Annotated in this window: 23 protein-coding genes, 1 pseudogene and 1 riboswitch; of the genes and pseudogenes, 11 read left to right on the forward strand and 13 right to left on the reverse strand. The window is 72.7% G+C overall.

The features are described 5' to 3' along the window. Positions 1-33: 33 nt before the first annotated feature. Entirely contained in the window at positions 34-828 is a 795-nt protein-coding gene (locus IE274_RS18790) for a helix-turn-helix transcriptional regulator (RefSeq protein WP_229909632.1), read from the reverse strand. 213 nt (positions 829-1,041) lie between these two features. On the opposite strand from IE274_RS18790, the gene IE274_RS18795 reads away from it, so the two are divergent. Further along, positions 1,042-1,803: an SDR family oxidoreductase gene (locus IE274_RS18795; RefSeq protein WP_229909633.1), complete on the forward strand. Its 762-nt coding sequence runs from the start codon at positions 1,042-1,044 to the stop codon at positions 1,801-1,803. Positions 1,804-1,942: 139 nt separating this feature from the next. On the opposite strand, the gene IE274_RS18800 is transcribed toward IE274_RS18795, so the two are convergent. From IE274_RS18800 to IE274_RS18830, 7 genes are all read right to left on the reverse strand, one after another. Beyond that, complete coding sequence (locus IE274_RS18800; RefSeq protein ID WP_190116936.1) at positions 1,943-2,233, reverse strand: DUF6355 family natural product biosynthesis protein; 291 nt, start codon at positions 2,231-2,233, stop codon at positions 1,943-1,945. 116 nt (positions 2,234-2,349) lie between these two features. Beyond that, positions 2,350-2,847 carry an MmcQ/YjbR family DNA-binding protein gene (locus IE274_RS18805; protein WP_190116937.1) on the reverse strand — a complete coding sequence of 166 codons (498 nt, stop codon included), beginning with the start codon at positions 2,845-2,847 and terminating at the stop codon, positions 2,350-2,352. Positions 2,848-2,946: 99 nt separating this feature from the next. Further along, a complete protein-coding gene (locus tag IE274_RS18810; RefSeq protein ID WP_190116938.1) occupies positions 2,947-3,810 on the reverse strand; it encodes an ABC transporter ATP-binding protein in 864 nt (287 codons plus the stop codon). Then, positions 3,807-4,865, reverse strand: a complete 1,059-nt coding sequence (locus IE274_RS18815) for a FecCD family ABC transporter permease (RefSeq protein WP_372447247.1) — start codon at positions 4,863-4,865, stop codon at positions 3,807-3,809. Before IE274_RS18815 ends, IE274_RS18810 begins: the two co-directional genes overlap by 4 nt. A 110-nt stretch (positions 4,866-4,975) precedes the next feature. Beyond that, on the reverse strand, positions 4,976-6,019 hold the full coding sequence (locus IE274_RS18820; RefSeq protein WP_190116939.1) for an ABC transporter substrate-binding protein: 1,044 nt from the start codon (positions 6,017-6,019) through the stop codon (positions 4,976-4,978). A gap of 59 nt (positions 6,020-6,078) precedes the next feature. After that, a riboswitch (cobalamin riboswitch) is annotated at positions 6,079-6,263 on the reverse strand. Between the two features lie 8 nt (positions 6,264-6,271). Then, entirely contained in the window at positions 6,272-6,736 is a 465-nt protein-coding gene (locus IE274_RS18825) for a VOC family protein (RefSeq protein ID WP_190116940.1), read from the reverse strand. Beyond that, a complete protein-coding gene (locus tag IE274_RS18830; protein ID WP_190116941.1) occupies positions 6,733-7,644 on the reverse strand; it encodes an AraC family transcriptional regulator in 912 nt (303 codons plus the stop codon). The genes IE274_RS18825 and IE274_RS18830 overlap by 4 nt, the downstream gene beginning before the upstream one ends. A 233-nt stretch (positions 7,645-7,877) precedes the next feature. On the opposite strand from IE274_RS18830, the gene IE274_RS18835 reads away from it, so the two are divergent. After that, on the forward strand, positions 7,878-9,026 hold the full coding sequence (locus IE274_RS18835) for an HAD family hydrolase (RefSeq protein WP_229909634.1): 1,149 nt from the start codon (positions 7,878-7,880) through the stop codon (positions 9,024-9,026). Positions 9,027-9,134: 108 nt separating this feature from the next. Here IE274_RS18835 and IE274_RS40230 read toward each other — a convergent pair whose 3' ends face one another. From IE274_RS40230 to IE274_RS18845, 3 genes and pseudogenes are all read right to left on the reverse strand, one after another. Then, complete coding sequence (locus IE274_RS40230; RefSeq protein ID WP_307822182.1) at positions 9,135-9,395, reverse strand: hypothetical protein; 261 nt, start codon at positions 9,393-9,395, stop codon at positions 9,135-9,137. Between the two features lie 272 nt (positions 9,396-9,667). After that, positions 9,668-10,165, reverse strand: a pseudogene (locus tag IE274_RS40235) (asparaginase domain-containing protein); the annotation flags it as partial. 234 nt (positions 10,166-10,399) lie between these two features. After that, positions 10,400-10,759, reverse strand: a complete 360-nt coding sequence (locus IE274_RS18845; protein ID WP_372447246.1) for a hypothetical protein — start codon at positions 10,757-10,759, stop codon at positions 10,400-10,402. A 221-nt stretch (positions 10,760-10,980) separates the two neighbouring features. Between IE274_RS18845 and IE274_RS18850 the strand changes: the two genes are divergently transcribed. From IE274_RS18850 to IE274_RS18870, 5 genes are all read left to right on the forward strand, one after another. Continuing rightward, the gene (locus tag IE274_RS18850) at positions 10,981-11,349 is read left to right on the forward strand and encodes an arsenate reductase family protein (RefSeq protein WP_190116943.1); all 369 of its coding nucleotides are present in this window, start codon (positions 10,981-10,983) and stop codon (positions 11,347-11,349) included. 169 nt (positions 11,350-11,518) lie between these two features. After that, a complete protein-coding gene (locus IE274_RS18855; RefSeq protein WP_190116944.1) occupies positions 11,519-11,989 on the forward strand; it encodes a hypothetical protein in 471 nt (156 codons plus the stop codon). A gap of 192 nt (positions 11,990-12,181) precedes the next feature. Continuing rightward, the gene (glnII, locus tag IE274_RS18860) at positions 12,182-13,228 is read left to right on the forward strand and encodes a glutamine synthetase (RefSeq protein ID WP_190116945.1); all 1,047 of its coding nucleotides are present in this window, start codon (positions 12,182-12,184) and stop codon (positions 13,226-13,228) included. 379 nt (positions 13,229-13,607) lie between these two features. Then, complete coding sequence (locus IE274_RS18865) at positions 13,608-14,222, forward strand: winged helix-turn-helix domain-containing protein (RefSeq protein WP_190116946.1); 615 nt, start codon at positions 13,608-13,610, stop codon at positions 14,220-14,222. Between the two features lie 125 nt (positions 14,223-14,347). Continuing rightward, entirely contained in the window at positions 14,348-15,343 is a 996-nt protein-coding gene (locus tag IE274_RS18870) for an NAD-dependent epimerase/dehydratase family protein (RefSeq protein WP_190116947.1), read from the forward strand. Between the two features lie 152 nt (positions 15,344-15,495). Here IE274_RS18870 and IE274_RS18875 read toward each other — a convergent pair whose 3' ends face one another. After that, positions 15,496-17,682: an MMPL family transporter gene (locus IE274_RS18875; RefSeq protein ID WP_190117068.1), complete on the reverse strand. Its 2,187-nt coding sequence runs from the start codon at positions 17,680-17,682 to the stop codon at positions 15,496-15,498. 248 nt (positions 17,683-17,930) lie between these two features. On the opposite strand from IE274_RS18875, the gene IE274_RS18880 reads away from it, so the two are divergent. The 3 genes from IE274_RS18880 to IE274_RS18890 all read left to right on the forward strand — a co-directional run bounded on the left by IE274_RS18880 (position 17,931) and on the right by IE274_RS18890 (position 21,451). Continuing rightward, a complete protein-coding gene (locus tag IE274_RS18880) occupies positions 17,931-19,208 on the forward strand; it encodes a sensor histidine kinase (protein WP_190116948.1) in 1,278 nt (425 codons plus the stop codon). Continuing rightward, positions 19,193-19,843, forward strand: a complete 651-nt coding sequence (locus IE274_RS18885) for a LuxR C-terminal-related transcriptional regulator (RefSeq protein WP_190116949.1) — start codon at positions 19,193-19,195, stop codon at positions 19,841-19,843. The genes IE274_RS18880 and IE274_RS18885 overlap by 16 nt, the downstream gene beginning before the upstream one ends. A gap of 75 nt (positions 19,844-19,918) precedes the next feature. Next, positions 19,919-21,451 (forward strand): DUF1996 domain-containing protein, encoded by a 1,533-nt coding sequence (locus IE274_RS18890; RefSeq protein ID WP_190116950.1) that lies wholly within the window; start codon positions 19,919-19,921, stop codon positions 21,449-21,451. Between the two features lie 117 nt (positions 21,452-21,568). Here IE274_RS18890 and IE274_RS18895 read toward each other — a convergent pair whose 3' ends face one another. Then, on the reverse strand, positions 21,569-22,000 hold the full coding sequence (locus IE274_RS18895) for a hypothetical protein (RefSeq protein WP_190116951.1): 432 nt from the start codon (positions 21,998-22,000) through the stop codon (positions 21,569-21,571). Positions 22,001-22,113: 113 nt separating this feature from the next. On the opposite strand from IE274_RS18895, the gene IE274_RS18900 reads away from it, so the two are divergent. Then, a complete protein-coding gene (locus tag IE274_RS18900) occupies positions 22,114-25,251 on the forward strand; it encodes an alpha-N-acetylglucosaminidase (RefSeq protein ID WP_190116952.1) in 3,138 nt (1,045 codons plus the stop codon). Positions 25,252-25,337 lie beyond the last annotated feature (86 nt).

The following is a 25,337-nucleotide window of genomic DNA, read 5'->3' on the forward strand; positions in this document are numbered from 1 at the left end:
TGTCGGGGCGGCTCGGGGCGACTTCAGAGGTTCTCAGGGCTTGAGCGGGGTGTAGATCACCAGGGTGTGGGTGGGGTGGTCTGCCGAGTGGAACGCGGTGTACGCGAACTCGGTCACCTGGCCGTCGGGTGCGCGGAGGCGTTTGTGGCCGCTGTGGCGGGGCTGGACCTCGTGCTGGGGCCACCAGGCGCGTACTTCGGCGCTGCCGGTGTGGAGGTCGTCGATCAGGCGGCGGTAGTGGGGTGCCTCGGGGTGGTGGGTGGTGAGGGTGCGGAGGCGGGCCAGGAGGCCGCGGGCCTCCGGTTCCCAGTCCACCAGGGTGTGGCGGGCCGCGGGGTCCAGGAACACCCAGCGCGCCAGGTTCGGTGGATGCTCCGTGGGGGCGGTGAGGTTCGGGAAGAGGTCCGCGGCCGCCTGGTTGTGGCTGAGCACGTCGTACGTGCCGCCGATGATGTACGCCGGGTTCGGCTGGAGGAGGTGCGGGACGGCCGCCGCCTCCGGGGGCAACGGCTCCGCGGGCGCCGTCGGTTCGGCGGCCGACGTGTGGCCTGCCAGGTGGAAGAGGTGTCCGCGTTCGTGCGGGTCGAGCCGGAGCGTCGTGGCGAGGGCTGTCAGGACCTGCTCGGAGACACGGATGTCCCTGCCCTGTTCCAAGTACGTGTACCAAGTCGCGCTGATCCCGGCCAGCAGGACGAGTTCCTCCCTGCGCAGGCCCGGCGTCCGACGGCGGCCCGTGCGCGGCAGGCCGACCTGGTCCGGGGCGATGCGCTCCCTGCGGCTGCGCAGGAAGGCACCCAGGTCCCGGCGTCGGGCTTCGGCGGGGTGCACAGGACGGTTCGGTGGACCGGGGTTTCCCCCGCGCTTCGGGGTGAGGCTCTCCCCGTGCTTCGGGGCGGGGTTCTCCCCGTGCTTCGGGTCAGTGGCTGGCATCTCTGGTTCCAGGATAAATGGTCGTCTGGATACCAGGGTACGGGCGGGCCAGGGTGGAGCGCGGGGCGAACAGATCGCCCGGATGCAGGGGTTGGGAAGGAAGTGGTTCTCGTGGTCGCAAGCTCGGTGCGGGGTGTCCCGGGCGTCGAGGGCAAGGTCGTCGCCGTCACCGGGGCCAGTGGCGGCATCGGTGCGGCGACCGCCATGCTGCTCGCCGAGCGGGGCGCGCGACTCGTCCTCGGCGCGCGGCGCGACGAGCGGGTCGCGGAGTTGGCGGGGCGGATCGAGAAGGCGGGCGGCTCGGCCGTCGGAATCCGTACGGACGTGACCCGGCGGGGCGATCTGCACGCCCTGGTCGCCCTGGCCCGCGAGCGGTTCGGGCGGCTCGACGTGCTCGTCGGCAACGCCGGGTCCGGGGCCGTCTCGCCGCTCGACGACCTGCGCGTCGACGAGTGGGACCGGATGGTCGACGTCAACGTCAAGGGAGTGCTGCACGGCATCGGTGCCGCCCTGCCGGTGTTCCGCGCGCAGGGCACCGGGCACTTCGTCACCGTGGCCTCCACGGCGGCGTTCCGCGTCGTACCGGACATGGCGGTGTACGCCGCCACGAAGGTCGCCGTCCGGGCCCTGTGCGAGGGGCTGCGCCAGGAGGCGGGTGACCGTCTGCGGGTGACCACGGTCTCGCCCGGCTTCGTCGCGACGGGCTTCGCCGAGGCGTCGTCCAACCCGGAGGTCAGGGAGCGGCTCACGGAGTCGCGGGACCGGATCGCCATTCCGCCCGAGGCGATCGCGCGGGCCATCGCGTACGCCGTCGAGCAGCCGCCCGACGTCGACGTGAACGAGGTCGTGGTGCGGCCCACCGCCCAGGCTTGAGGGCTTGGCGGGCGGGGTGGGGGCGGGGGTGCGTGGATGGGGGGGGAACGGCGGCGGCCCGGGGCGCGCTGGTGCGCGTTCCCGGGCCGCTGGTGAGGCCGCCCGCCGGCAGCTTCACCTTCTCACCGAAGTTCGGGGATCAGCAGGTGCGGCCGACGTAGTGCGCGCCCTGGATCTTGCTCGCCGAGCCCAGCCACGTCTTGCCGGGGCCGACGCAGCGCTCGTAGTCGGGTGCCATGGCGACCCGGACCTCGATGACGACACGGGAGCCGTCCGACGTGCAGTGGTTGTAGAAGGCGTCGGCGGAGGTCTCGTAGAAGCCGCAGGGGTCGGCGGCCGCGGGCGTCGCGGTGACGGTCACCGCGCCCAGGGAGGTGAGGGCGAGGGCGGTGGAGGCGAGGGCGCTGGTCACCAGGCGGCGGACGGGCACGGGGGAACTCCTTGATCAGGGGGCCGGTACGGCCCGGATCGGTGAGCGGTCCGGGCCGGCTTTCGGCCTGAGGATCGCAGTCCCGTGTCAGCCCGGTTGGCCGAATTCAGCGCCGTTCACCTGGAAGAACGTTCACTCCTCCGCCGATCGGATGGATCTCCTCCGTTTTCCGGCGGGGGCCCGCTCGCCGGGAGCGCGCCGCCGACCCGGGCCGCGAGCCGCTTCGGTGCCTGAACGCAGTAGCTCTCGGTGAGGAGTTCCGTCACCTCGGCCCAGTCCGTCGCCTCGTCCAGGCGCATCCCCACGACGTTCCTGCCCCAGGACAGGCGGAAGAACGGGGCACCCGCGTTCGTCAGCGCCTCGAACTCCTCGCCGTGCGAGCGGAACGTGAGCGTGGTCGTGAGGCCCTGGGTGGCGATCGCCCGCGCCGACGGGGAGTCCGAGCGGGTCCAGTCGGTCAGGTACACGTGGGCGAAGGTCGCGGTGCGGATGCGCCAGCGGACACCGGTCCAGGCCGGTTCCTCGTACGCGTCGGGGAGGTTCAGACAGACGGCACGGAGGTGGGCGAGGACGTCGAGGGGGACCTCGTCGTCGGGGGTCCGTTGACGTGTCATGGGTGTCCCTCGCTGGCTGCGGACCGGCTGTGCGCTGTCCCGCGAGTCTAGGTACCCGGTCCCGCCCACGACATCGGCGTTCTCAGGACGGCCGCGCCCTCAGCAAGGCCGCGCCCTCAGGAACCGCACCGACGGATGGTCCAGCGGATCGTCGGGGTCCGCCGGAGGCATCACCCGCGCCCGCACCCCGTACACCTCCGCGATCAGCCCCTCCGTGACGACCTCGGAGGGTGTGCCGTGCGCGTACGCTCTGCCCTCCTTCAGGACCAGGATCTCGTCGCAGAACATGGCGGCCAGGTTCAGGTCGTGCAGGGCGATGACCGTCGTCACGGGGAGCGCGGCGATCAGGTTCAGGAGGTCCAGCTGGTGCTGGATGTCCAGGTGGTTGGTGGGTTCGTCGAGGAGCAGCTCGCGGGGGGCCTGGGCCAGGGCACGGGCGATGTGGGCGCGTTGGCGTTCGCCGCCGGAGAGGGTGTGCCAGGACTGGTCGGCCCGGTCGGTGAGGTCGGTGCGGTCCAGGGCGTCCCGGACGGCGCGGTCGTCGGCGGGCGTGGTGCCCGACCACGGCCTGCGGTGCGGGATGCGGCCGAGGGCCACCACCTCCCGTACGGTCAACTCCACCTGGGTCGTGGCGTGCTGGTCGACCACCGCGAGCCTGCGCGCCGTCTCCCTGCGGCCGAGCCGGGGCAGCGGCGTGCCGTCCAGCGTGACCACGCCCGCCGCGGGCGCGAGGACGCCAGCGAGGAGGCGCAGGAGCGTGGACTTGCCGGAGCCGTTCGGGCCGAGGAGGCCGAGGGTGGTGCCCGGCCGGGGGGCGAGGGTGATGCCGTCGACGATGAGGCGGCCGCCGGCCTCGTGGGCGACCCGGGCGGCGGCGAGGCCGGCGGGTGCCGGATTCTCGTACGTCGTCGGATTCTCACACGTCACGGGCTTCTCGCGCGTCACGGGCTTCTCGTACGTCATCGGCTCCTCCGCGTCCGGTACAGCACCGCCACGAACGCCGGTACGCCGATCAGTGACGTGACCACCCCCACCGGCACCTCCTGCGGGTCGAGGACCGTGCGGGCGAGGGTGTCCACCCAGATCAGGAACACCGCGCCCGCGAGGGCCGTCACCGGGAGCAGCCGCGGATGGCCCGCGCCCACCACCGCCCGCGCCGCGTGCGGCAGCGCCAGGCCCACGAAGCCGATCGCCCCGGCGCTGCTGACCAGGGCCGCCGTGAGGAGCGCCGTCGTGCAGAGCAGGAGCACGCGGACCCGCCCCACGTGGACGCCGAGGGTGGCCGCCGCGTCCTGGCCGAAGGCGAACGCGTCCAGCGTGCGGGCGTGCAGCAGGCAGACGGCGAGCGCGACGGCGAGGACCGCGCCGCACGTCCAGACGTCCGACCAGGCCGCGCCGCTCAGCGAGCCGAGGAGCCAGAACAGTACGCCGCGGGTCGTCTCGGCGTCGGCCGCCGTGAGGACGATGAACGAGGTGAGCGCGGAGAAGAGCTGCATCGCGGCGACGCCGGACAGGACCACCCGGTCCGTGGTGTCGCCGAGGGTCTGGCTGAGCAGCAGGACCAGGGCGAAGGACAGGACCGCGCCGATGAACGCGCCCGCCGACACCGTCAGCGCTCCCCCGCCGACACCGAGGACCACGACGGCGACGGCGCCCGTGGACGCGCCGGAGGAGACGCCGAGGACGAAGGGGTCGGCGAGCGGGTTGCGGAGCAGCGACTGGAGCACCGCCCCGCACACCGCGAGGCCCGCGCCGCACACCGCCGCGAGGACCGTGCGGGGCATCCGCAGGTTCCACACGATGCCGTCGCGGATCGGCGTCAGCTCGGCCTCGCCCCAGCCGAGGTGGGCCGCCACGGCCGACCACACGTCGGGCACGGAGATGTCGGCGGGGCCGATGGTGATGGCCACGGCGATGGAGAGGAACAGGACCGCGAGTCCGGCCAGGGTGAGGAGTCCGGCGCGCAGCGCGGCGCGCAGACGGCCGCCCGGGGCCCCACGCCGTACGTCACCGGGCACGGTCCCGCCCGACACGTCACCGGGCACGGTCCCGTCCGACACGTCACCGGACGCCGTCTCGTACGACGCGGCACCGGCCACGGCGCGTGGGCCTCCGCCCGCGGCGCCCCTCACTTCGCCAGGCCGAACTCGCGCAGCGCCGCCGCGACTTGTTCGATGCCGTCGACGGTGCGGATGCTCGGGTTCAGGGCCTGGCCGCTGAGCAGGACGTAGCGCTTCTTCTTCACGGCCGTGAGGTTCTTCGTGGCCGGGTTGGACTCCAGGAACTTGATCTTCTGGCGGGCGCTCTCGGCGGACTGGGACCTGCGGGTGAGGTCGCCGATGACGAGGACATCGGGGTCGCGGTCGGCGATGGTCTCCCAGTTGATCTGGGGCCACTCCTCGCGGGTGTTGGCGAAGGCGTTCCGCACGCCGAGTTCGCGGGTGATGACGCCGGGGGCGCCGCAGCAGCCCGCGATGTACGGGGCCTCGGAGTTGGCGAACCAGTACATGAGGGTGGTGTCGGAGGCGTCGATCGACCCGGCGGCCTTCGCGGCACGGGACTTGAGGTCCGCGATCAGCTTCTCGCCGCGCTTCTCCACGTCGAAGATCCGGGCGAGGTCGCGGATCTCGCCGTACACGGTGTCCATGGTGAGGGTCTTGGTGCGGGTGCCGTCGTCGTCACCGGCGTTGTCCTTGCCCGCGCAGTCGGTCGGCGAGACGTAGACGGGGACGCCGAGTTCGGTGAACTTGGCGCGGTCGGCGACGCCGCCCTTGCCGACGGTGTAGAGGAACGAGGCGCTGACGAAGTCGGGCTCCTTGTCGAGCACCTTCTCCAGGGCCGGGTAGCGGTCGGCGAGCCGCGGGACCTTGGCGTTCTCCTTCTCCAGGCCCTTCAGGACGGGGTCCGTCCAGGTGCCGGTGCCCACCATGCGGTCGGCGAGGCCGAGGGAGAGCAGGATCTCGGTGGAGCCCTGGTCGAGGGAGACGGCCCGCTTCGGCGGGGCCGTCACCTTCGTCTGTTCGCCGCACGCGGTGAGCGTGACGGGATAGCCCGCCCGCGCCTTGTCCGACGTCTTCGCGGGCGAGCCGCCGCACGCGGTCAGCAGGAGGAGGCCCGTGCTCAGCAGGGCGGTGAGGGGTATGCGGCGAACGCGTCGCGTGGTCGAAGGCACACGTCTTCCCGAGTCTCAGGGCTCATGCGCGGAGCCTGGTCTGCGAAACTCCGCCGCCCGTGCGGACGGCGGTGCCAGCAGGTCTTCGGACTCGGGTTCGTCCGGGCGGGGCCGCCTTCCCGGAATCCGTGGATCCCAGTGGCCGCTGGCCCCGCCTGTCCCCCTCACCGCTGCGCGTCAGTTCCGGATTCCCACCGGATTCCCCGACCCAGGTACGGGTACGACTGGCGTCCGCAAGCTATCACTCGGGCATCACCGCTGGTCGGGGCGGGGCTCGCCGCGGTACGTGCCGAAGGACCACTTGTTGCCCTCGGGGTCGGCGATCGCGAACTCGCGGCTTCCGTACGGCTGGTCCTCGATCGCGCGGATCACCTTCACGTCGGCCGCGGTGAGGCGGCGGTAGAGCTCGTCGACGTGGTCGGTGACGACGTACGCGCCGAACGTGCCCGGCGTCAGGCACCACTCGGCGGCCTTCGGGTCGTAGCTGCCGAGCATGACGCCGCCGCCCTCGGGCCAGTCGAGCTGGGCGTGCGCGACGCGGTCGCCGTCCTCGTAGACAGCGGTGCGCAGGAAGCCGAGGGTGCCGACGAGGAAGTCGATGAGGGCGGGGGCGTCGTGGGCCTGGAAGGTGGCCCAGACGTCGGGCGAGCGGCGGTTGCCGCCGTTCTGGTCGGTCTGGTTGTTCTGGGCGCTCTGGGCTGTTTCGTTGCTGTTCATGCGTCCCAGTCTTCGCCGTTCGTGTGCCCCCCGGCTTGGATATTCCGGCACTCCTCGGCCACCCAGGCGCTGGGGCTCACGTCCGTGTACTGCCGGAAGTCCCGTACGAGGTGGGAGTGGTCGTAGTACCCGCAGTCCGCGGCGATCCGGGCGAGGTCGGGGCGGCCGTCGGCGGCGACCGCACGGACGACGGCCGACTTGGCGTGCTGGAAGCGGATGAGGCGGGCGGCCTGTTTGGGGGTGACGCCGGTCTCGGCGCGGAACAGCGCGGAGAGGCGGCGTTCGCTGAGGGCGACGTGTGCGGAGAGGCCGCGCAGGGTGCCCGCGCCCCGGTGCCGGGCCAGCCAGGCCCAGGCCTCGCCGACCTCGGGCCGGACGCCCCCGGCGCGCTCGGCGTCGGCGACGCGGCGCGCCAAGTAGGCGTTGAGGAAGGCGAATCGGTCGCGCCAGTCGTCCTGCTCGCAGAGGCGTTCGCGTACGTCGGCGGCGACGCGGCCGAGGACGTCGGTGCCGTCGGTGACCAGCTGCCCGGTCAGCTCGGCGGCGGGCAGGCCGAGGAGCGCGCGGGCCGCGAGCGGGTGCAGGGCGAGCTGGATCCCGGCCTCGTGCTCGGGCTGGACGACGTACGCGGGGCTCTGGTGCAGGCCGCCGACGACGATGTCGGTGCGGACGGCGTCGGGGCCGGTGGCCTGGCCGGGGGTGCGGCCGGTGGTGACGGGGCCGTCGAGGGAGAAGATCAGGGTGAGGTACGGGGACGGCAGGCCGCGGTGGAGGGCGGGGCGCTGGCCGTGGGTGCGGTAGCCGACGGCGGAGACGACCAGGCCGCCGGGCGGGGGCGCGGCGCGGACGAACTCACGGGACGCGGCGACGCCGTCCCGGGCGGTGGTGTCCGTTGCCGTGGGGCCCATGCACCCATTGTGCGCGGGCGGGGGCGGGCCTGTCGTGCGCAGTGCGCGGGGACCGGGGCGGCCGTTGTCCGGTGCGCGCGGACGGGCCCGGCGTCCCGTGCGGCTACCCGCGTCCGCGCGTCCCATGCCCGGCACGCACGGTGACCTCGATCATGGGCATCCGGTACGGCGTCCTCGTACCATGACGCGCCGCTCCGGACGGGGCGGCTCAGCGCTTCCAGGGAACGGGAACCATGGCAATTCGGGCAAAGGGCAGGCTGGCGGTCGTCGGGGCGGCGGGGGCGCTGGCGGCGGCGGTGTTCGCGGGCGGCGCGCTGTGGCCGTCGGCCGACGCGGAGGCGGCGAGCCCGCAGGCGCCCACGGCGGCCGCCCGTGCCGCCGCGGCCGACCTCAAGCACTGGCCGAAGCCGGTGGCGGCGAAGCTCGGCAAGGTCATCGCGAAGAACCAGGGGAAGGGCGCGTACGCGGTCTTCGACGCGGACAACACGACGTACCGCCACGACCTGGAGGAGTCGCTCCTTCCGTTCCTGGAGATGAAGGGCGTCCTGACCCGCGAGTCGATGGCCCCGTCCCTGAAGGTCATCCCGTTCAAGGACACGGCGACGCACAAGGAGAGCCTGTACAGCTACTACAACCGGCTCTGCGAGGTCGACGACCAGGTCTGCTACCCGTGGGCGGCGCAGATCTTCTCCGGCTTCACGCTGAAGAAGCTGAAGGGGTACGTGGACGACCTCCTCGCGTACGACAAGCCGATCCCGGCGACGTACTACGAGAACGGCAAGGTCACCAGGACCACGGTCGAGCGGCCCGAGTTCTCCCCCGGCATGCGGGAGCTGTACGGGTCGCTGCGCGCGCACGGCATCGAGGTGTACGTGGTCAGCGCGGCCAGCGAGGACCTGGTGCGGATGGTGCTCGCCGACCCGAAGTACGGGTACGGGGTGAAGCCGCAGAACGTCATCGGTGTCGGCCTGCAGCTCAAGGACCCGAAGACGGGCCGGGTGACCAGCTCGCGCAAGGAGATCGCCGAGGGCCGGTTCGGCCCGAAGGACCGGGCGAAGCTCGCGAAGTACGAGCTGACGCCGAACCTGTGGGCGCCGCTGACCTGGTACCAGGGCAAGCCCGCGGCGATCTCGACGTACATCGACGAGTGGAAGAAGCCGGTCCTCGTCGCCGGGGACACCCCGGTGAGCGACGGCCCGATGCTGTTCCACTCGGCGGACGTGCGGCACGGGGGCGTCCGCGTGTGGGTCAACCGCAAGGACAGCTACATGAAGCAGCTCGACGGGATGAAGCGGAAGAACGCGGCGCGGCAGCGGGAGTTGGGGCAGCCCGTCACGGCGGACAAGCGGTGGCTGACGGTGACGCCGGAGCAGATCGGCTGACGGGGCGGAACGGTCGGGCCGAGGCCGGCCCATGCGAGAGGGGGCGGCCCACCCGTGGTCGGCCCCGGGAGGAGCCCCGGGGTCGGCCGGCCCCGGGGCTTCCCCGTGCTACCCGGCCCGCAGCCGGTCGAACGCCGCGCCCACCGCCGCCCGGCCGGCCCCGTCGGCGAGCAGCGCGTGCAGGAGCAGCCGGGCCTTGGGCGCGTCGAGCTGGCCCGCGGAGACCAGGCCGCGGGCCAGCAGGTCGGACTCCGAACCCGGCCCCCGGTACGTCTCGCTGAGCAGCGGGCCCGCGCCGGTGCGGGACGCGAGGACGACGGGCATACGGGCGGCCGCGGCGGCCGGCGGCTCGACCAGCCACCTCGGCACGTGCCCCGCGCCGAACGCGGCGACGACCAGGCCGTCAATGGGGCCTCCCCTGCTCGAACGGAGTTGAGAGCTCGGGGAAGGTCGTCCACGGCTTCGAGCAACTCGCCCCCGTCGCCCAGGGAGAGCGTGAGCAGGGCGACGCGGGCGGGGTCGCGCAGCCGCAACGGCCGCTCCACCGTGGGCTGTCCGGGGCGCAGCAGGATGCGCGGGACGCCTTCCACGACGCGGCCGAGGGGGCCCGCGCCGGGCGAGGCGAAGGTCGCCACGGACGTGGTGTGCGTCTTGCGTACGTGCCGGGCGGCGTGGATCTCGTCGGCGAGGACCGTGAGCACGCCGAGGCCGCGGCAGTCCGGGGCGGCGGCGGTCGCGAGCGCGGCGGCGAGGTTCGCGGGGCCGTCCGCGCCGGGCAGGTCGGGGCGGCGCATCGCGCCCGTGACGACGACGGGCTCGCGGGGCGCGCACACCACGTCGAGCAGGAAGGCCGTCTCCTCCAGGGTGTCGGTGCCCTGCACGACGACGGCGCCGTGCCCCGCCGACGTGGCCTCGTCCACCTTCCCGGCCAGCTCGGCGAGGTCCGCCAACGCCAGTGAGGAGCCGGGGAGTCGGCGGACGTCGTGCAGCTCGACGTCCACTCCGGCCGGGAGCGGCGCGGCGGCCAGGGTCTGGGCGCCGGTGAGGCGGGCGTGGTCGCCGCCCTGTGCGGAGATGGTGCCGCCGAGGGTGATGACGCTGACGGTTTTGGGCACGGGAGCTCGTCTCTCTTCGGGCATGAGGGGTGCGACGGGGTGGGACGGGTTGGGGCGGGTGGGCCCTGTGGGGCCTCTCCCCGCTCCCACCCCGTCCCGAAACGAGCGGGCCGCGCGTCCCGGGACGAGCAGGCCGCGCGTCCCGGGACGAGCAGGCCGCGCCACGCGGGCCGCGCCACGCGGGCCGCGCCACGCGGGCCGCGCCACGCGGGCCGCGCCACGCGGGCCGCGCCACGTGCGGCGCGGCCCCTCTCCGCGTCAGCGGCTGTAGCGCATCAGGGCCCGCACCATGTGGCAGGTGGTGTCCGACGGCGGGTGGATGCCGACCGTCTCCGCCATGGTGCGTATCCGTACGTTGCTCGCCTGGTTCGGCATCAGGACGCCCGCGTCGAGCAGGGCGATGGCCAGGCGCATGGCCTTGAGGCGGCGGTTGTGCGTGATGTACCAGTCGCGGGGGCGGCCGGGGGGCAGGGGGCGCTTCTCCATCGGGACGTACGGCACGTCGCAGAGCGTGGGGTGGTCCGGGCGCGGAGCGCGCGACCTGCGCGCGGAACGCGGGGCGGGAGTCGTGCGGGAGCGGGTGACACCGGGCTTCGACGGCAGTGCGGCAGCGGGCACAGGCATCCTCCTGTCGCGTTCAGGAGCCCTCGCGGCCCCTTCGAACATTGCTACCAGTTTACTGCCCACCACTGACAATCAGCAGTCCGCGCAGACCGCCAAACACGCAGGTGGACACGGAACTTATGACCCTGTCACGACAGTTCCACGAGATGCGCGTGGGGCGCCGCAAATTCGAACACCGCAGGCCGGCCGGGACGCCCGGAGCTAGCGTGTGCGGTATGGAGATCTGGATCAACCCCGCCTGTTCGAAGTGCCGCAGCGCGCTGTCCCTGCTCGACGAGGAGGGCGCCGCGTACACCGTGCGCCGCTACCTCGACGACGTCCCCGGCCCCGACGAGATCCGCGACGTCCTCGACCGGCTCGGCCTGGAGCCCTGGGACATCACCCGCACCCAGGAAGCCGCCGCCAAGGAGCTGGATCTGAAGGACCGTGCGCGCTGGCCCCGCGACGCGTCCGGGCGCGACGCCTGGATCGACGCGCTCGCCGCCCACCCCAAGCTGATCCAGCGGCCCATCATCACGGCCGACGACGGTACGGCGGTGGTGGCGCGGTCGGAGGAAGCGGTACGGGACGCGCTCTCCCGGTAACCGATCTCCCGTCGGCCGATCCCCCGTCGTCGGCCGATCCCCCGTCGGTCGATCGGCCCGTCGGTCGATCGGCCCGCAACCGAGCGGCGACAGCAGGTAAAACGTTACATACCGGCCCATAGGGTTGAGCGCTCCACCGTGGAAGCAGCACCGGAGGAAGGAGCGCACCGTGCGGAGCTGGTTGTCCGGGGGCGTATACGGCACCGTCCTCGCGAGCGCGCTGCTCGCCGCCCTGCAGTCCGAGGGCACGCCCTATACGCCGTACTACGACGCCGCCTGGGTCATGGTCACCGCCGGGACCGCCGCGCTCGCGCACGGGTACGCCCACCACATGGCCTCGCACCGGCCCGGCAGCGGGCTGCATCGGTGGCGGCAGCTCGGCTGGGCGCTGGCCGACGAGTGGCCCGTCGTCGTCGCCTGCTGGCCCACCGTCGCGCTCCTCGTGACCGCGGGGGCCATGGGGTGGCCCGAGAAGAACGTCACCTGCGCGGGGCTCATGCTGAACGCCGCGCTGCTCTTCGGGTGGGGGACGTTCGCCGCGCTGCGGGTGGGGTACCGGCGGGGGGCCGCCGTGCTCATCGGGGTCGCGGACGCGGCGATCGGGGTGGTGATCGCCGTGGCCAACGCGGTGATCAAGTAGGCCGGGGACGGGATCGGGGAAGGCCCCGACAGGGCGACCCCCGAGTGACCCCCGTCACCCCTGCCCCAGGTAACACGGGGTTCACAAACGGGCAACGGACGGGAAATCGCGGGTTGGCAGTCTGCGCAGCATCACCACGGCCCGCAGCACCCGCACGCCTGCGCCGTACACAAGTGTCAAAGGATGAGGCCCGTGACGTTCAAGGCTGAGTACATCTGGATCGACGGCACCGAGCCGACGGCCAAGCTTCGCTCGAAGACGAAGATACTGGCCGCCTCCCAGCACCCGGCCCAGGGCGCGGAGCTGCCGATCTGGGGCTTCGACGGCTCGTCCACGAACCAGGCCGAGGGCCACGCCTCGGACCGCGTGCTCAGGCCGGTCGCCAGCTACCCGGACCCGATCCGCGGCGGCGACGACATCCTCGTGCTGTGCGAGGTCCTGGACATCGACATGACGCCGCACGCGTCGAACACCCGCGCCGCGCTCGCGGAGGTGGCCGACCGGTACGCCGCGCAGGAGTCGATCTTCGGCATCGAGCAGGAGTACACGTTCTTCAAGGGCTCGCGCCCGCTCGGCTTCCCCGAGGGCGGCTTCCCGGCCGCGCAGGGCGGCTACTACTGCGGCGTCGGCGCGGACGAGATCTTCGGCCGTGACGTCGTCGAGGCGCACCTGGACAACTGCCTGAAGGCGGGCCTCGGCCTCTCCGGCATCAACGCCGAAGTGATGCCCGGCCAGTGGGAGTTCCAGGTCGGCCCGCTGTCGCCGCTGGAGGTCTCCGACCAGCTGTGGGTGGCGCGCTGGCTGCTGTACCGCACCGCCGAGGACTTCGGCGTCTCCGCGACCCTCGACCCGAAGCCGGTCAAGGGCGACTGGAACGGCGCGGGCGCGCACACCAACTTCTCCACGAAGGCGATGCGCGAAGGGCCCGAGGGCTATGCCGCGATCATCACCGCGTGCGAGTCGCTCGGCGAGGGCTCCAAGCCGATGGACCACGTCAAGAACTACGGCGCGGGCATCGACGACCGCCTCACCGGCCTGCACGAGACGGCCCCGTGGAACGAGTACAGCTACGGCGTCTCCGACCGCGGCGCGTCCGTGCGCATCCCGTGGCAGGTCGAGAAGGACGGCAAGGGCTACATCGAGGACCGCCGTCCGAACGCCAACGTCGACCCGTACGTCGTGACGCGGCTGCTCGTCGACACCTGCTGCGCGGCGCTGGAGAAGGCCGGTCAGGTCTGACCTGTTCTGTGCGGTCTGCCGGAATTCGTTCGGGGCGCCCACCCGCGTGGTGGGCGCCCCGAACGCGTGGCCCAACTCCCCGCGCGGAGTGGGCCGTTTCCGGCCAAGGGCACGTCAAGGGGTCGTATCAAGGGGCGAGAGGGATCCGCCGGACCCGTCCTCATCTGCTTCAATGGGGCCATGGGCAGCTTCCAGAACACCGCGACGGGTCACTGTGACCTCGAGCCTTTCTGGCCTTCCCGGCAGCATCACGACTTCGACCGGGTGTGTTGCCGCGCGCTGACCGCGCGGGCCCTCTGAAGCCGTATTCCCGGCCTCCGGCCCGACGCGCACGACGTACGTCCTCGACGACTCCCTCGCGCGAAAGAGCTGACCTCTCATGGCGAACTCCCGTTCCTTCTCCACCGCCACCGCTTCCACCGCCACCGCCCCGGTGGCCGCCCGTCCCGTCCCGCCCTCGGCGCGCGGGCGGCTGCGTGCCGTGGCCCCCGACGAGGTGGCCCAGGTGTCCGGCCTCGCCGGCATCTCCGGTTTCCTGCCGCCGGGCGCGACGCTGCTGCCCGCGCCCCAGCACACGCTGCCCGCCCGGCCGGGCCAGCCCCCGATGATCGGCTACCTGGTCCTCCTGCCCGCCGGTCAGGAACCCCTGCCCGCCGGACCGGTCGTCGCCGAGCCCGAGCCGGCGCTCGACGCGGACGGCCGCGGGCCCGTGCGCATCGACACCGTGCGGCGCTCCGCGCAGGTCGAGGGGCAGTCGCTGGACCTCACGTACCTGGAGTTCGAACTGCTCGCGCACCTCGTCGCGCATCCGTACCGGGTGCACACCCGCGACCAGTTGGTGACGACGGTGTGGGGGTACGGGCACGTGGGCGACGGGCGGACCGTCGACGTCCACATCGCCCGCCTCCGGCGCAAGCTGGGGGCCGAGCACCGCTCGACGATCCAGACGGTGCGGCGGGTCGGGTACAAGTACGCGCCGCCGACCGGGGGCTGACGGCCGCCGGGCCCCGTCCGTGACGGCCGTCCGGACCTGGCTGGATTCCTCCTGCGGCTGAACGATTCTTCCGCGGGCGGAATCCGGTTCCCTCCGAGCGCCCCCAGGCCGCAGAGTCGACGTCCATGAGACTTCTGATGCTGGGCGGTACGGAGTTCGTGGGGCGGGCCATCACCGAGGACGCGCTCGCGCGCGGCTGGGACGTGACGGTGTTCCACCGGGGACGGCACGCGGCGCCGGGCGGGGCGCGGGCCGTCCACGGGGACCGTACGACGGCCGCGGGCCTCGCGGCGCTCGCCGCCACGGACGGCACCTGGGACGCCGTCGTCGACACCTGGTCCGGGGCGCCGCGGGTCGTCCGGGACGCGGCCCGGCTCCTGGCCGGACGGGCCGAGCGCTACGCGTACGTGTCCAGCGCTTCGGTGTACCGCTACCCCGGCGAGGCCGGATCCGACGAGTCCTACCCCGTCGTGGACGGCGACCCGGACGCCGACGCCGTCGCCTACCCGGAGGACAAGCTCGGCGGTGAGCTCGCCGTCGACCGGGCCTTCGGGGCGGAGCGGGCGCTGCACGTGCGGGCCGGTCTCATCCTCGGGCCCTACGAGAACATCGGGCGGCTGCCGTGGTGGCTCAACCGGGTCGCCCGGGGCGGGTCCGTGCTCGCGCCCGGGCCGCGGGACGCCTCCATCCAATACGTGGACGTACGCGACCTCGCCGCGTGGACGCTGGCCGCGGTGGCCGCCGGGCGCTCCGGGCCCTACAACATCGTCTGCCCCCAAGGGCACGCCACCATGGGCGAGTTGCTCGACACGTGCGTGGCGGTGGCGGGGGCGCCCGGCGCCGGGCTGGTGTGGACGCCGCCCGAGGCGGTGCTCGCCGCGGGCATCGAACCCTGGCAGGAACTCCCCGTCTGGCTGCCGCCCGGGGAGCTCTACGACACGATGCACGACACCAGCGCCGAGAAGGCCCTCCGGGCGGGGTTGCGGTGCCGGTCGGCGTTCGACACGGTCGCCGACACGTGGGGCTGGCTCCAGGGGCTCGGCGGGGTGGCGCCGCAGCGGAGCGACCGGCCGGTCGTCGGGCTCGGGGCGGCGAAGGAGGCGGCGGCGCTGGGCGGCTGAGCCGGGCCTGGGGGCGGTGCGGGTGGGGGCGCCGGGCTGTCGCCCGGACGGGGTGGCCGCCGGCAGGCCTGCGGGCACGCGGCAGCGCACCCCGCACACGGGAAACCCCACCCACCCCGAAAGGTGAGTGGGGCGCCCCCGGTCCCCGGGTGTCAGACGCGCTGCCACGTGGGCGTCGGTGCCGGTGCCGCCGGCGCCGGAGCCTCGTGGGAGACGTGGGGCAGCCACCGCAGGTACCGCGGGGTGTGCCAGTTGCGCTCGCCGAGGAGGGTCATCACGGAGGGCAGGAGGACCATGCGGACGACCGTCGCGTCGAGGAGGACGGCGACGCCGAGGCCGACCCCCATCTGCTGCATGTCCTGCATGGACAGCGTGCCGAAGACGGCGAACACGGCCACCATGATCACGGCGGCTCCGGTCACCGCCCCGGCCGTCCGCGTGATCCCCTCGCGGATGGCCTCCGCGTTGCCCATGCCCCGGTCGCGGGCCTCACGGATCCGGGAGACCACGAACACGTGGTAGTCCATCGACAGGCCGAAGAGGACGACGAGGACGAACAGCGGCATCCAGTTCTCGATGGCGCCGACCTTCTCCGAGCCGATGAGGGATGCGCCCCAGCCGTGCTGGAAGACGGCGGTCATGACGCCGTACGCGGCGCCCACGGACAGCAGGTTGAGGGCGATGGAGGTCACAGCGATCACCATGGACCGGAAGCTGAAGAGCATCAGCAGGAACGTGACGGCGGCGATGAACAGGAACACCGGCACGATGCCGTCGGAGAGCTGGTCGCTGAAGTCCTCGGACTCGGCCAGGTCCCCGCCGATGTACGCCTCGACTCCTCCGCTGTCCCCGGCACGTACCTCACGTACGTCGGCACGCAGGTCCGCGAGGGCCTTCTTCGCTTCCGGGCCGGTGCCGGTGCCGGGCAGCGGTACGGCGATCTCCGCGACGTTCTGGCGTGCGTGGACGGTGACTTCGGCGCCCTTGCCCGCCTTCGCCTTCAGCGTGCTGAGCGCGTCGCGCGCCGGGGCGGACGCGATGTCGTCGGACTTGACGACGATCCGGGCGGGTGCGGGGCCGCCGGGGAACTCCTCGGTGATGGCCTTGAAGGAGACGGAGAGCGGCGCGTCCGAGCCGAACTGCTTCTCCAGGCCGAGCTGTTCGGTCTTCATGCCGAGGGCGGGCGCGGCGAGGGCGAGCAGCAGTACGGTCGCGCCGATCGCGAAGACCTTGGGCTTGGCGAGCACCGGCCTGACGAGCGATCCGGCGACGGAGCCGCTGGCGTGGACGCCCTTCTTGGAGCGGCGGTTGAGGAAGGGGATGCGGCCGGCGTCGATGCGGTCGCCGAGCCAGGCGAGCAGCGCGGGCAGCACGGTGACGGAGCCGAGCATGGCCACGCAGACGACCAGGATGGTGGCGACGGCGAAGCCCTTGAAGAGCAGCAGGCCGGACAGGAACATGCCCGCCATGGCCACCATGACCGTCAGGCCGGACACCAGGACCGCACGCCCGCTGGTCGCGGCGGCGATCCGCAGGGCCGTCTCCGCGTCGTGCCCCGCGGCCCGCTCGTCCCGCTCGCGCCGCAGGTAGAACAGGCAGTAGTCGACGCCGACGGCGAGGCCCATCAGGAACATCACGGAGTACGTGGTCTCGAACAGGTGCAGCGAGTGGCTGGCCATGGAGAGCAGGCCGAAGGCGGCGACGCACGCGGTCAGCGCGAGCCCGACGGGCAGCAGCGCGGCCACGACGGCGCCGAAGGCGACGAGGAGGATGCCGAGGGCCAGCGGTACGGCCGTGAACTCGGCCTTCTTCAGGTCGTCGGAGAGCAGGTCCTTGAGGTGCTTCTCGGAGCTGGCGTCACCGAACTGGTGGACGCTGATCCCGCGCTCCTGACCGGCGTCCTTCGCCTTGGCGACGGCGTCGAGCACCGGCTGCACCTGATCCGCGGCGTCGTCGGACTTGCCCTTCATCTGAAAGCGAAGCAGCGCCTCCTTGCCGTCCTCGGAGGGCAGCGGCGGCTGGATCTTCTCGACCTTGCCGGTGTCGCCGAGCGCCCGGGAGAGGTCGGCCGCCGCGTCCCGCCAGCCGTCGGCGGACTTGGCGCCGACCATGACGAGTTCGCCCGCGGGCTCGTCGATGCCGGCGTCGTCGAGGATCTTCGTGGCCCGGGCGGAGTCGCCGGTGCCCATCTCGTCGTCGGCGGCCGTGACGGTGCCGGTGGCACCGCCGATCACGGTGGCGAGGACCACGAACAGCAGCCAGCCGAGGATCGCCGTCCTGCGATGGTGTGCGCTCCACACCCCGAGTCGTGCCGCGAGGTTCCGCCCCTTGGCGCTCATGTCCTTCGCCCCCAGTTGAGTAAGCGTGAGATAAGCCGAACTGACGTGATCCACGCTAGAAATCAGGGGCGCGCCGCCCCAGCCGCCGAGCACCCCTGTCGGGGAAGCACAGGGCCCGGTGCGGGGGTGGTGCTGGCAACACCCCCGGCCGGGTGCGGGGCCCCATGCCCCGCACCCCCGTGAGCAGGGAGACTGTTCGAGTGCCGGACGCAGCGACCGCGTACGGGCCGTTTGAGGAGAGGGACACCATGAAGACGTCGAGAGTGCGCGAGGCACTGCTGTCGGGGGCGCGCGGCCTGTATCTGGCGATCATCGCGCTGGCCGGGTCGATCACGCTCTTCGTGCTCTCGGTCCTGTCGATCGCGTTCATCCTGCTCGGCATCGGCCTCTTCACGACGCCGGTGGTCCTCACCGCCGTGGCCAGGTTCGCGAACCTGCGCCGGGTGCACGCCGCCGAGTGGTCGGACGTACGCATCCCGATTCCGTACCGGCAGCCGCCCGCGACCGAGCCGCCCGGCGCGGCCGGCCAGGTCGCGCGCTGCATCCGGCTGCTGAAGGACCCGGCGACCTGGCGTGACCTGCAGTGGCTCCTTGCCGACATGACGGCGGGCTTCGTCGTCGTGATCTTCGCGCCCGCCCTGGTCCTCTACCCGGTGTACGGCTGGGTGCTCGCCCTCGGCGTCTGGAAGCCGATCTACAACGCGGGCGGCGGCGAGTGGTACGGCTTCATCCACGTCAACTCGCAGCTGGCGGCGAACGGCGCCGCCCTGCTCGGCACCGGTCTCGGCGTCCTCGCCCTCTTCGCCAACCCGTACATCGTCCGCGGCCACTTCCTGCTCACCCGCAGCCTGCTCGCGCCCACCACCTCGATGCGCGAGCGCGAGCTGGCGCTGCGCGTGGACCGCCTGGAGGAGACCCGGCACGACGCGGTGGACACCTCCGCCGCCGAGCTGCGCCGCATCGAGCGCGATCTGCACGACGGCGCGCAGGCCCGCCTGGTCGCCATGGGCATGGACCTCGGCACCATCGAGGCGCTGGTGGAGAAGGACCCGGCGAAGGCCAAGGAGATGCTCGCCAAGGCCCGGCAGAACTCCGGCGAGGCCCTGACCGAGCTGCGCGACCTGGTCCGCGGCATCCACCCGCCGGTGCTCGCCGAGCGCGGCCTCGGCGACGCGGTGAAGGCGCTGGCGCTGCGGCTGCCGCTGGAGACCGAGGTCGACGTGGAGCTGCCGGGCCGCCTGGAGGAGCCGGTGGAGGCGGCGGCGTACTTCGCGGTGAGCGAGACGCTGACGAACGCGGTGAAGTACGCGCAGGCGCAGCGGGTCTGGGTGGACGTGCACCACGCCGACGGCATGCTGCGGATCGCGATCACGGACAACGGCAAGGGCGGGGCGGAGATCGGCGCCGGGTCGGGGCTGAGCGGGATCGAACGACGACTCGGTACATTCGACGGCGTACTGGCCGTCAGCAGCCCCGTTGGCGGTCCGACCATGGTGACCATGGAGATCCCTTGCGAGTTGTCCTAGCCGAAGATCTCTTCCTGCTGCGCGACGGTCTCGTGCGGATGCTGGAGGCATTCGACTTCGAGATCGCGGCGGCCGTAGAGACCGGGCCGGAGCTGACGAAGGCCCTGGCCGAGCTGGCGCCGGACGTCGCGGTCGTCGACGTCCGGCTGCCGCCGTCCCACACGGACGAGGGCCTGCAGTGCGCGCTCGCGGCCCGGCGGGCGCGGCCCGGCCTGCCGGTGCTCGTGCTGTCGCAGCACGTGGAGCAGTTGTACGCGCGCGAGCTGCTGGCCGACGGCAACGGCGGGGTCGGCTATCTCCTCAAGGACCGGGTCTTCGACGCGGAGCAGTTCGTCGACGCGGTGCGCCGGGTCGCGGCGGGCGGCACCGCGATGGACCCGACGGTCATCCAGCAGCTCCTGTCGCGGCGCGCCAGCGACCAGCCGCTCGGGGCGCTCACCCCGCGCGAGCGCGAGGTCCTTGAGCTGATGGCGCAGGGCCGCTCCAACGCCGCGATCGCGGGGCAGCTCGTGGTGACCGAGCGGGCCATCGCCAAACACACGTCCAATATTTTCGCGAAGCTCGACCTGCCGGTGTCGGACGACGACAACCGTCGTGTCCTCGCGGTTCTCGCCTATCTCGATCAAGGGCGTTGATACGTACGGGAGTTCGCGCCGAGAATTTCCCGGCGAGGTTTGAACACGGCGGACCGCTGATGCGTACGTAGCCCCATGGGACGCACCTCACGACGCACGTCACGAAAACGATCAAAACTGGCCGGGCGGGCGATCGCCGCGTCGGCGGCGCTCATCCTGGGCGGCGGCGGACTTGTCGCGGTGAATGTCTACGCGAACGCCGACGAGGGCGGGGGTCCGCCGCCGGAAAGCCAGGCCCAGGGCGCCGGGCAGCAGGCGACCACCATCAGCTGCCCCGACGTCGGCAATCAGCTCCCGGAGGTTCCCGAGGGCGCGCGCGCCGAGGTCGACCGCGAACTCGCCACGCTCGACAGCCAGATCACCGACGCGTACGCGCGCTTCGCCGAGGCCGAGGACAAGAATTCCGTACTCGGCCCGCTCGCGGAGCAGCGGCGCCCGACCATCGAGAACATCCGCTCGGCCATCGACCAGGACGGCCGGGCGCCGCAGAACCTTGACGGCATGGCGCCGTGCACCCTGCGCGCCGACGACGACGGCGGCCGCGGACAGCAGGGCGGTGACCAGGGCCAAGACGGCCAGGACCAGGGCGGCCAGAACCAGGGCGGCGACGGCGACCAAGGGCAGAACGGCGGTCAGGACCAGGGCCAGAACCAGGGGCAGGGTGACGGCCAAGGAGGCGACCAGGGCGGCGACCAGGGGCAGGGTCAGGGCCAGGCGGGCAACGGCCCCGAGGCCGGTGACTTCGTCGACATCAAGTCGGTCCGGCCCAATGTCCAAAAGCCCCGTAAACAGCGCGGCGCGTCACGCGGCACCTTCACCACGAATTGCGGCACGAACGAGAACGGAAAGTTCAATCCGGACAATGTCATCGTCGCGCCCGGCGTGAGCAATGGCGCTCACCACATGCACGATTACGTCGGAAATCAGGAGACGGACGCCTTCTCCGGTGACGACGATCTCGCGAACGGTGATACCAGTTGCCGCAATCAGGGCGACAAGTCCACGTATTACTGGCCGGTCCTGCGGCTGCAGAACGGAAACAACGAGAACGACGCCGACGCGGACGGCGGCGGCCGGGACAAGAACGTCGGCGAGATCCAGACGCCGGACCAGGTCACGTTGAAGTTCGTCGGCAGTCCGGTGAGCAAGGTGACCGCGATGCCACGTTTCCTGCGCATCATCACCGGTGACGCCAAGGCGTTCACCAACGGTGACGCGAATGCCAACGCGTCCTGGAGCTGCACCGGATTCGAGAACCGGCAGCTGAAGGACAAGTATCCGATCTGCCCCCAGGGCAGCAAGGTCGTCCGGACGTTCAACTTCCAGAGCTGCTGGGACGGCCAGAACACCGACAGCGCCAACCACCGCACCCACGTCGCGTTCGCCGACCAGCGCAGCGGCCGCTGCCCGCAGGGCTTCCGCGCCATCCCGCAGCTCGTGCAGCGCATCGTGTACGACGTGCCGCCGGGCCCCGGCTTCGCGGTCGACTCCTTCCCCGAGCAGCTGCACAAGCCCATCACCGACCACGGCGACTTCATCAACGTGTTCGACGAGCGGCTGATGCAGCGCGTCGCCAAGTGCGTCAACGGCAACCGCCGCTGCACCTGACACCACCAGCTCCCCCCCCAGACTGCTGCGCGGTCGGCCCGCGCGGTGACGGTGGAAAGCGCCCCACGTGCCCAGGGCGCCTTCTGAAGGGGGCCTCGCTCCCCCCACCACCCTCCCTCACGGCGAGTGGTGCGAGGCCCGTTCCACCGTCCCGCCGAGCCGGCCGCGCAGCGCTCCGACCACGGCCGGGTCCCCGACGGCGACCCACTTCCTGCCGACGAGGTAGGTACCGCCGTAGTCCTTGGCCGCGTTCAGCCAGTCGCGCTCGCCCCGGTCGGTGGCGAAGGTCGCGAGGACGAAACGGCCGTCCTCGTTCTGGCACTTGGCCTGGCGCAGCTCGTCGGCGTTCGTCTGGAGGTCGGGCGCGCACTCGGCCTTCGCCGCCAACTGCTCCAGGGTTCCGGTCGCCGTCCGCGGCGCCGCATCCGCCGCCCGGGCCGCGCCGTCGCCGCCGGAGCCGCCACCGGAGCCCGCGGCGAGACCTCCCGCGATCACCAGGCCGAGCGTCGTGGCCGAAAGCGCTCCCGCCGCCCACACCATCTTCCTCATCTCTTCCTCCTGTCCCGTCCGGCGATGCGAACTCGCCTTCTCCGTAAGCACCGTTGAGCGCTGAAGGCCGCCCGGATACCGTGCGCCGCAGTCATCGACGCAGGGGGGTACACATGTCCGGACCGTCGCGACGCTCCATGCTCGGCACCGCCGGTGCCATCGGCCTGACGGGGCTCGGAGGCCTGGGGACCGCCATCGGCACCCCGGCTCCGGCCCGCGCGGCCGAGGGGCCCGCCGAGGGCCCCGCCCTCGATACGGATTCCGCGCGCTCCGTGCTCAATCGGCAACTCCCGCACCACGCTGATCAATTCAGACTGAGACTCGTGCCCGCCCAGGGCGGCCGCGACCGCTTCCGGGTCACCGGCTCCACGGGCCGCATCGAGGTCTCGGGCACCACGCCCGCCGTGCTGCTCACCGGCGTCCACTGGTACCTGAAGTACGTGTGCGGCGCCCACATCGCCTGGAACGGCGGCCAGCTCGACCTGCCCCGCCGCCTGCCCGCACCGGCCCGCCCGCTGACCCGCGCCACCGCGCTCCGCCACCGCTTCGCCCTCAACGACACCAACGACGGCTACACCGCCCCGTACGCCGACTGGCCGTACTGGGAGCGCATGATCGACGTCCTCGCGCTGCACGGCTGCAACGAAGTGCTGACCATCGCGGGCACCGAGGCCGTCTACCACCGGGTCCTGAAGGACTTCCACTACACCGACGCCGAGTCCCGCGCCTGGCTGCCCGCGCCCTCGCACCAGCCGTGGTGGCTGCTGCAGAACCTGTCCGGGTACGGCGGCCCGCTCTCCCCCGAGCTCATCCAGCGCCGCGTGGACCTGGGCCGGAAGATCGTCGACCGGCTGCGCGAACTCGGCATGGCGCCGGTGCTCCCCGGCTACTACGGGCACGTCCCGGACGAGTTCGTGGCCCGCAACGGCGGTGACGCGCGCGTCGTGCCGCAGGGCACCTGGCACGGCTTCGACCGGCCCGACTGGCTCGACCCGCGCACCGACACCTTCGCGCGGGTCGCCGCGTCCTTCTACCGCCATCAGCGCGAACTCTTCGGCGCCGCCGCCCACTTCAAGATGGACCTGCTGCACGAGGGCGGCACCGCGGGCGACGTACCCGTGCCGGCCGCCGCCAAGGGCGTGGAGGCGGCCCTGCGCCAGGCCCATCCCGGCGCGACCTGGGTGATCCTCGGCTGGCAGGAGAACCCGCTGCCCGCGCTCCTCGACGCCATCGACCGCCAGAAGATGCTGATCGTCGACGGCGTCTCCGACCGCTACCAGCGCGTCTCCGACCGTGAGAAGGACTGGGGCGGTACGCCCTACGCCTTCGGTTCGATCCCGAACTTCGGCGGCCGCTCCACCATCGGCGCCCGTACGCACCTGTGGCAGGAGCGATTCTTCGCCTGGCGCGACAAGCCGGACAGCGCGCTCGCGGGCACCGCGTACATGCCGGAGGCCACCGACCGCGACCCCGCCGCCTTCGAGCTGTTCTCCGAACTCGCCTGGATGGACGACGAGGTGGACCGCGCCGACTGGTTCTCCGGGTACGCCGACTTCCGCTACGGCGGCCGCGACCGGCACGCCCGCGCCGCCTGGCGGGCCCTGCACGACACCGCGTACCAGCACCGGGCCGTCGAACGCAGCGACCCGCACGACTCGCTGTTCGCCGCCCGCCCCGACCTCGCCGCGAACCGCGCCGCCGAGTACGCGCCGCGCGCCCTCACCTACGACCCCGGCCGCTTCGACGCGGCCCTCGCGGGCCTCCTCGGCGTCGCGGGCGGACTGCGCCGCAGCGCCGCCTACAAGCACGACCTCGTCGACGTCGCCCGGCAGGCCCTCGCCCACCGCAGCCGCCAGCTCCTGCCCCAGCTCAGGACCGCGTACGCCCGCAAGGACCAGGACACCTTCCGCGCCCTGTCCCACCTGTGGCTGCGCCTCATGCGGCTCTCCGACGACGTCACCGGTACGCACCCGGCGTTCCTGCTCGGCCCCTGGATCGAGGACGCCCGGCGGCTCGCCGCCAACGACACGGAGCGCGCCGAGTTCGAGCGCACCGCGAAGGTCCTCATCACCGTGTGGGGCGACCGGCCCACCTCCGACCCCGGCAACCTCCACGACTACGGCAACCGCGAATGGCACGGCCTCACCGGGGACTTCTATCTGCCGCGCTGGCAGAAGTGGCTCGACGAACTCGCCGACGCGCTCGCCGCCGGGCGCGCGCCCACGCCCGTCGACTGGTACGGCGCCGTGGAGGAGCCCTGGACCCGGGCCCGCAAGGACTACCCCCTGCGGCCCGTCGCCGACCCCCACCGCACCGCCGCCCGCGTCCACGACACCCTCGCCCGCGCCCCTTACCAGGGCACCCTCGACGTCACCGCCGAGCCGCCCTCCTTCCCGCCCGGCGGGCACGCGCGCGTCGCCGCCCTCTTCCGCAACGTCAACGGCCTGCGCGCCACCGGCCGCGTCGACTTCACCCTCACCGGCCTCGACGCCGAGCCCGACGGGCCGACGTCCCTGCCCCGGGTGCCCGCCGGGGGCACCGGCACCGTCGTCTGGCGCGCGAGCGCCCCCGACGTGCCCCTCGACCGGCCGCTGCGGCCCCTGCCCTACACCCTCACCGCCCGCTACGGGCCGCAGGGCGAGAAGCGCGTGCCCGCCGTCCACGAAGGGACCCTCTTCGTCGCCGGGCCCCTCAGCCCGGGCTGGGAGACCTACACCAACAGCGGGGCCGTCTTCGGGGAGCTCGACGGGCGGTACGCCATCGACGGGGGCGGGGCCGATCTGTGGCGGGGCACCGCCGAGTTCGGCACCCTCTTCCGGCCCGGGGGCCTTCGCGACGGGGTGTCCGTCACCGTCCGCGTCGACTCCCAGGCCGTCACCGGGCCCTGGGCCCGCGCCGGCATCATCGCCCGCAACTCCCTCCCCACCCCCGGCTCCCCCGGCTTCCTCAACCTCGCCGTCACCCCCGCCAACGGCGTCGTCCTCTCCTACGACACCACCGGCGACGGCACCCTCGACACCTACCAGCGCGTCACCGGCGTCAAGGCCCCCGTCCTCCTCCGGCTGTCCCGGACCGGAGGGACCTTCACCGGGGCCCTCTCCACCGACTCCGGCGCCACCTGGCGCACCGTCGCCACGGTCCCCGTCCCCGGGGTGGGCTCCGCCCAGGACGTGGGGATGTTCATGACGGCGACGCATGGCGGGGCGGGGGGCCGGGGCACGACGGAATTCAGCGCCTGGCAGCTGCCCTGACCCTCGCGGGGCGCCCCGGTCCCGCCCCTTCTCCGATCCCGGGGCTCTGCCCCTGGACCCCGGGGGTGGGTGTCCCCTTCGGGTGG

Source organism: Streptomyces flavofungini (genome assembly GCF_014650815.1).
Taxonomy (GTDB): domain Bacteria; phylum Actinomycetota; class Actinomycetes; order Streptomycetales; family Streptomycetaceae; genus Streptomyces; species Streptomyces flavofungini.

Coding starts and splice junctions, on each gene's coding strand:
- IE274_RS18835 (WP_229909634.1), top strand. CDS start 7,878: ATGGCAATTCGGGCAAAGGGCAGGCTGGCGGTCGTCGGGGCGGCGGGG.
- IE274_RS18875 (WP_190117068.1), bottom strand. CDS start 17,682: ATGAGCGCCAAGGGGCGGAACCTCGCGGCACGACTCGGGGTGTGGAGC.
- IE274_RS18865 (WP_190116946.1), top strand. CDS start 13,608: ATGGCGAACTCCCGTTCCTTCTCCACCGCCACCGCTTCCACCGCCACC.
- IE274_RS18870 (WP_190116947.1), top strand. CDS start 14,348: ATGAGACTTCTGATGCTGGGCGGTACGGAGTTCGTGGGGCGGGCCATC.
- IE274_RS18890 (WP_190116950.1), top strand. CDS start 19,919: ATGGGACGCACCTCACGACGCACGTCACGAAAACGATCAAAACTGGCC.
- IE274_RS18895 (WP_190116951.1), bottom strand. CDS start 22,000: ATGAGGAAGATGGTGTGGGCGGCGGGAGCGCTTTCGGCCACGACGCTC.
- IE274_RS18850 (WP_190116943.1), top strand. CDS start 10,981: ATGGAGATCTGGATCAACCCCGCCTGTTCGAAGTGCCGCAGCGCGCTG.
- IE274_RS18805 (WP_190116937.1), bottom strand. CDS start 2,847: ATGACACGTCAACGGACCCCCGACGACGAGGTCCCCCTCGACGTCCTC.
- IE274_RS18825 (WP_190116940.1), bottom strand. CDS start 6,736: ATGAACAGCAACGAAACAGCCCAGAGCGCCCAGAACAACCAGACCGAC.
- IE274_RS18880 (WP_190116948.1), top strand. CDS start 17,931: ATGAAGACGTCGAGAGTGCGCGAGGCACTGCTGTCGGGGGCGCGCGGC.
- IE274_RS18900 (WP_190116952.1), top strand. CDS start 22,114: ATGTCCGGACCGTCGCGACGCTCCATGCTCGGCACCGCCGGTGCCATC.
- IE274_RS18830 (WP_190116941.1), bottom strand. CDS start 7,644: ATGGGCCCCACGGCAACGGACACCACCGCCCGGGACGGCGTCGCCGCG.
- IE274_RS18810 (WP_190116938.1), bottom strand. CDS start 3,810: ATGACGTACGAGAAGCCCGTGACGCGCGAGAAGCCCGTGACGTGTGAG.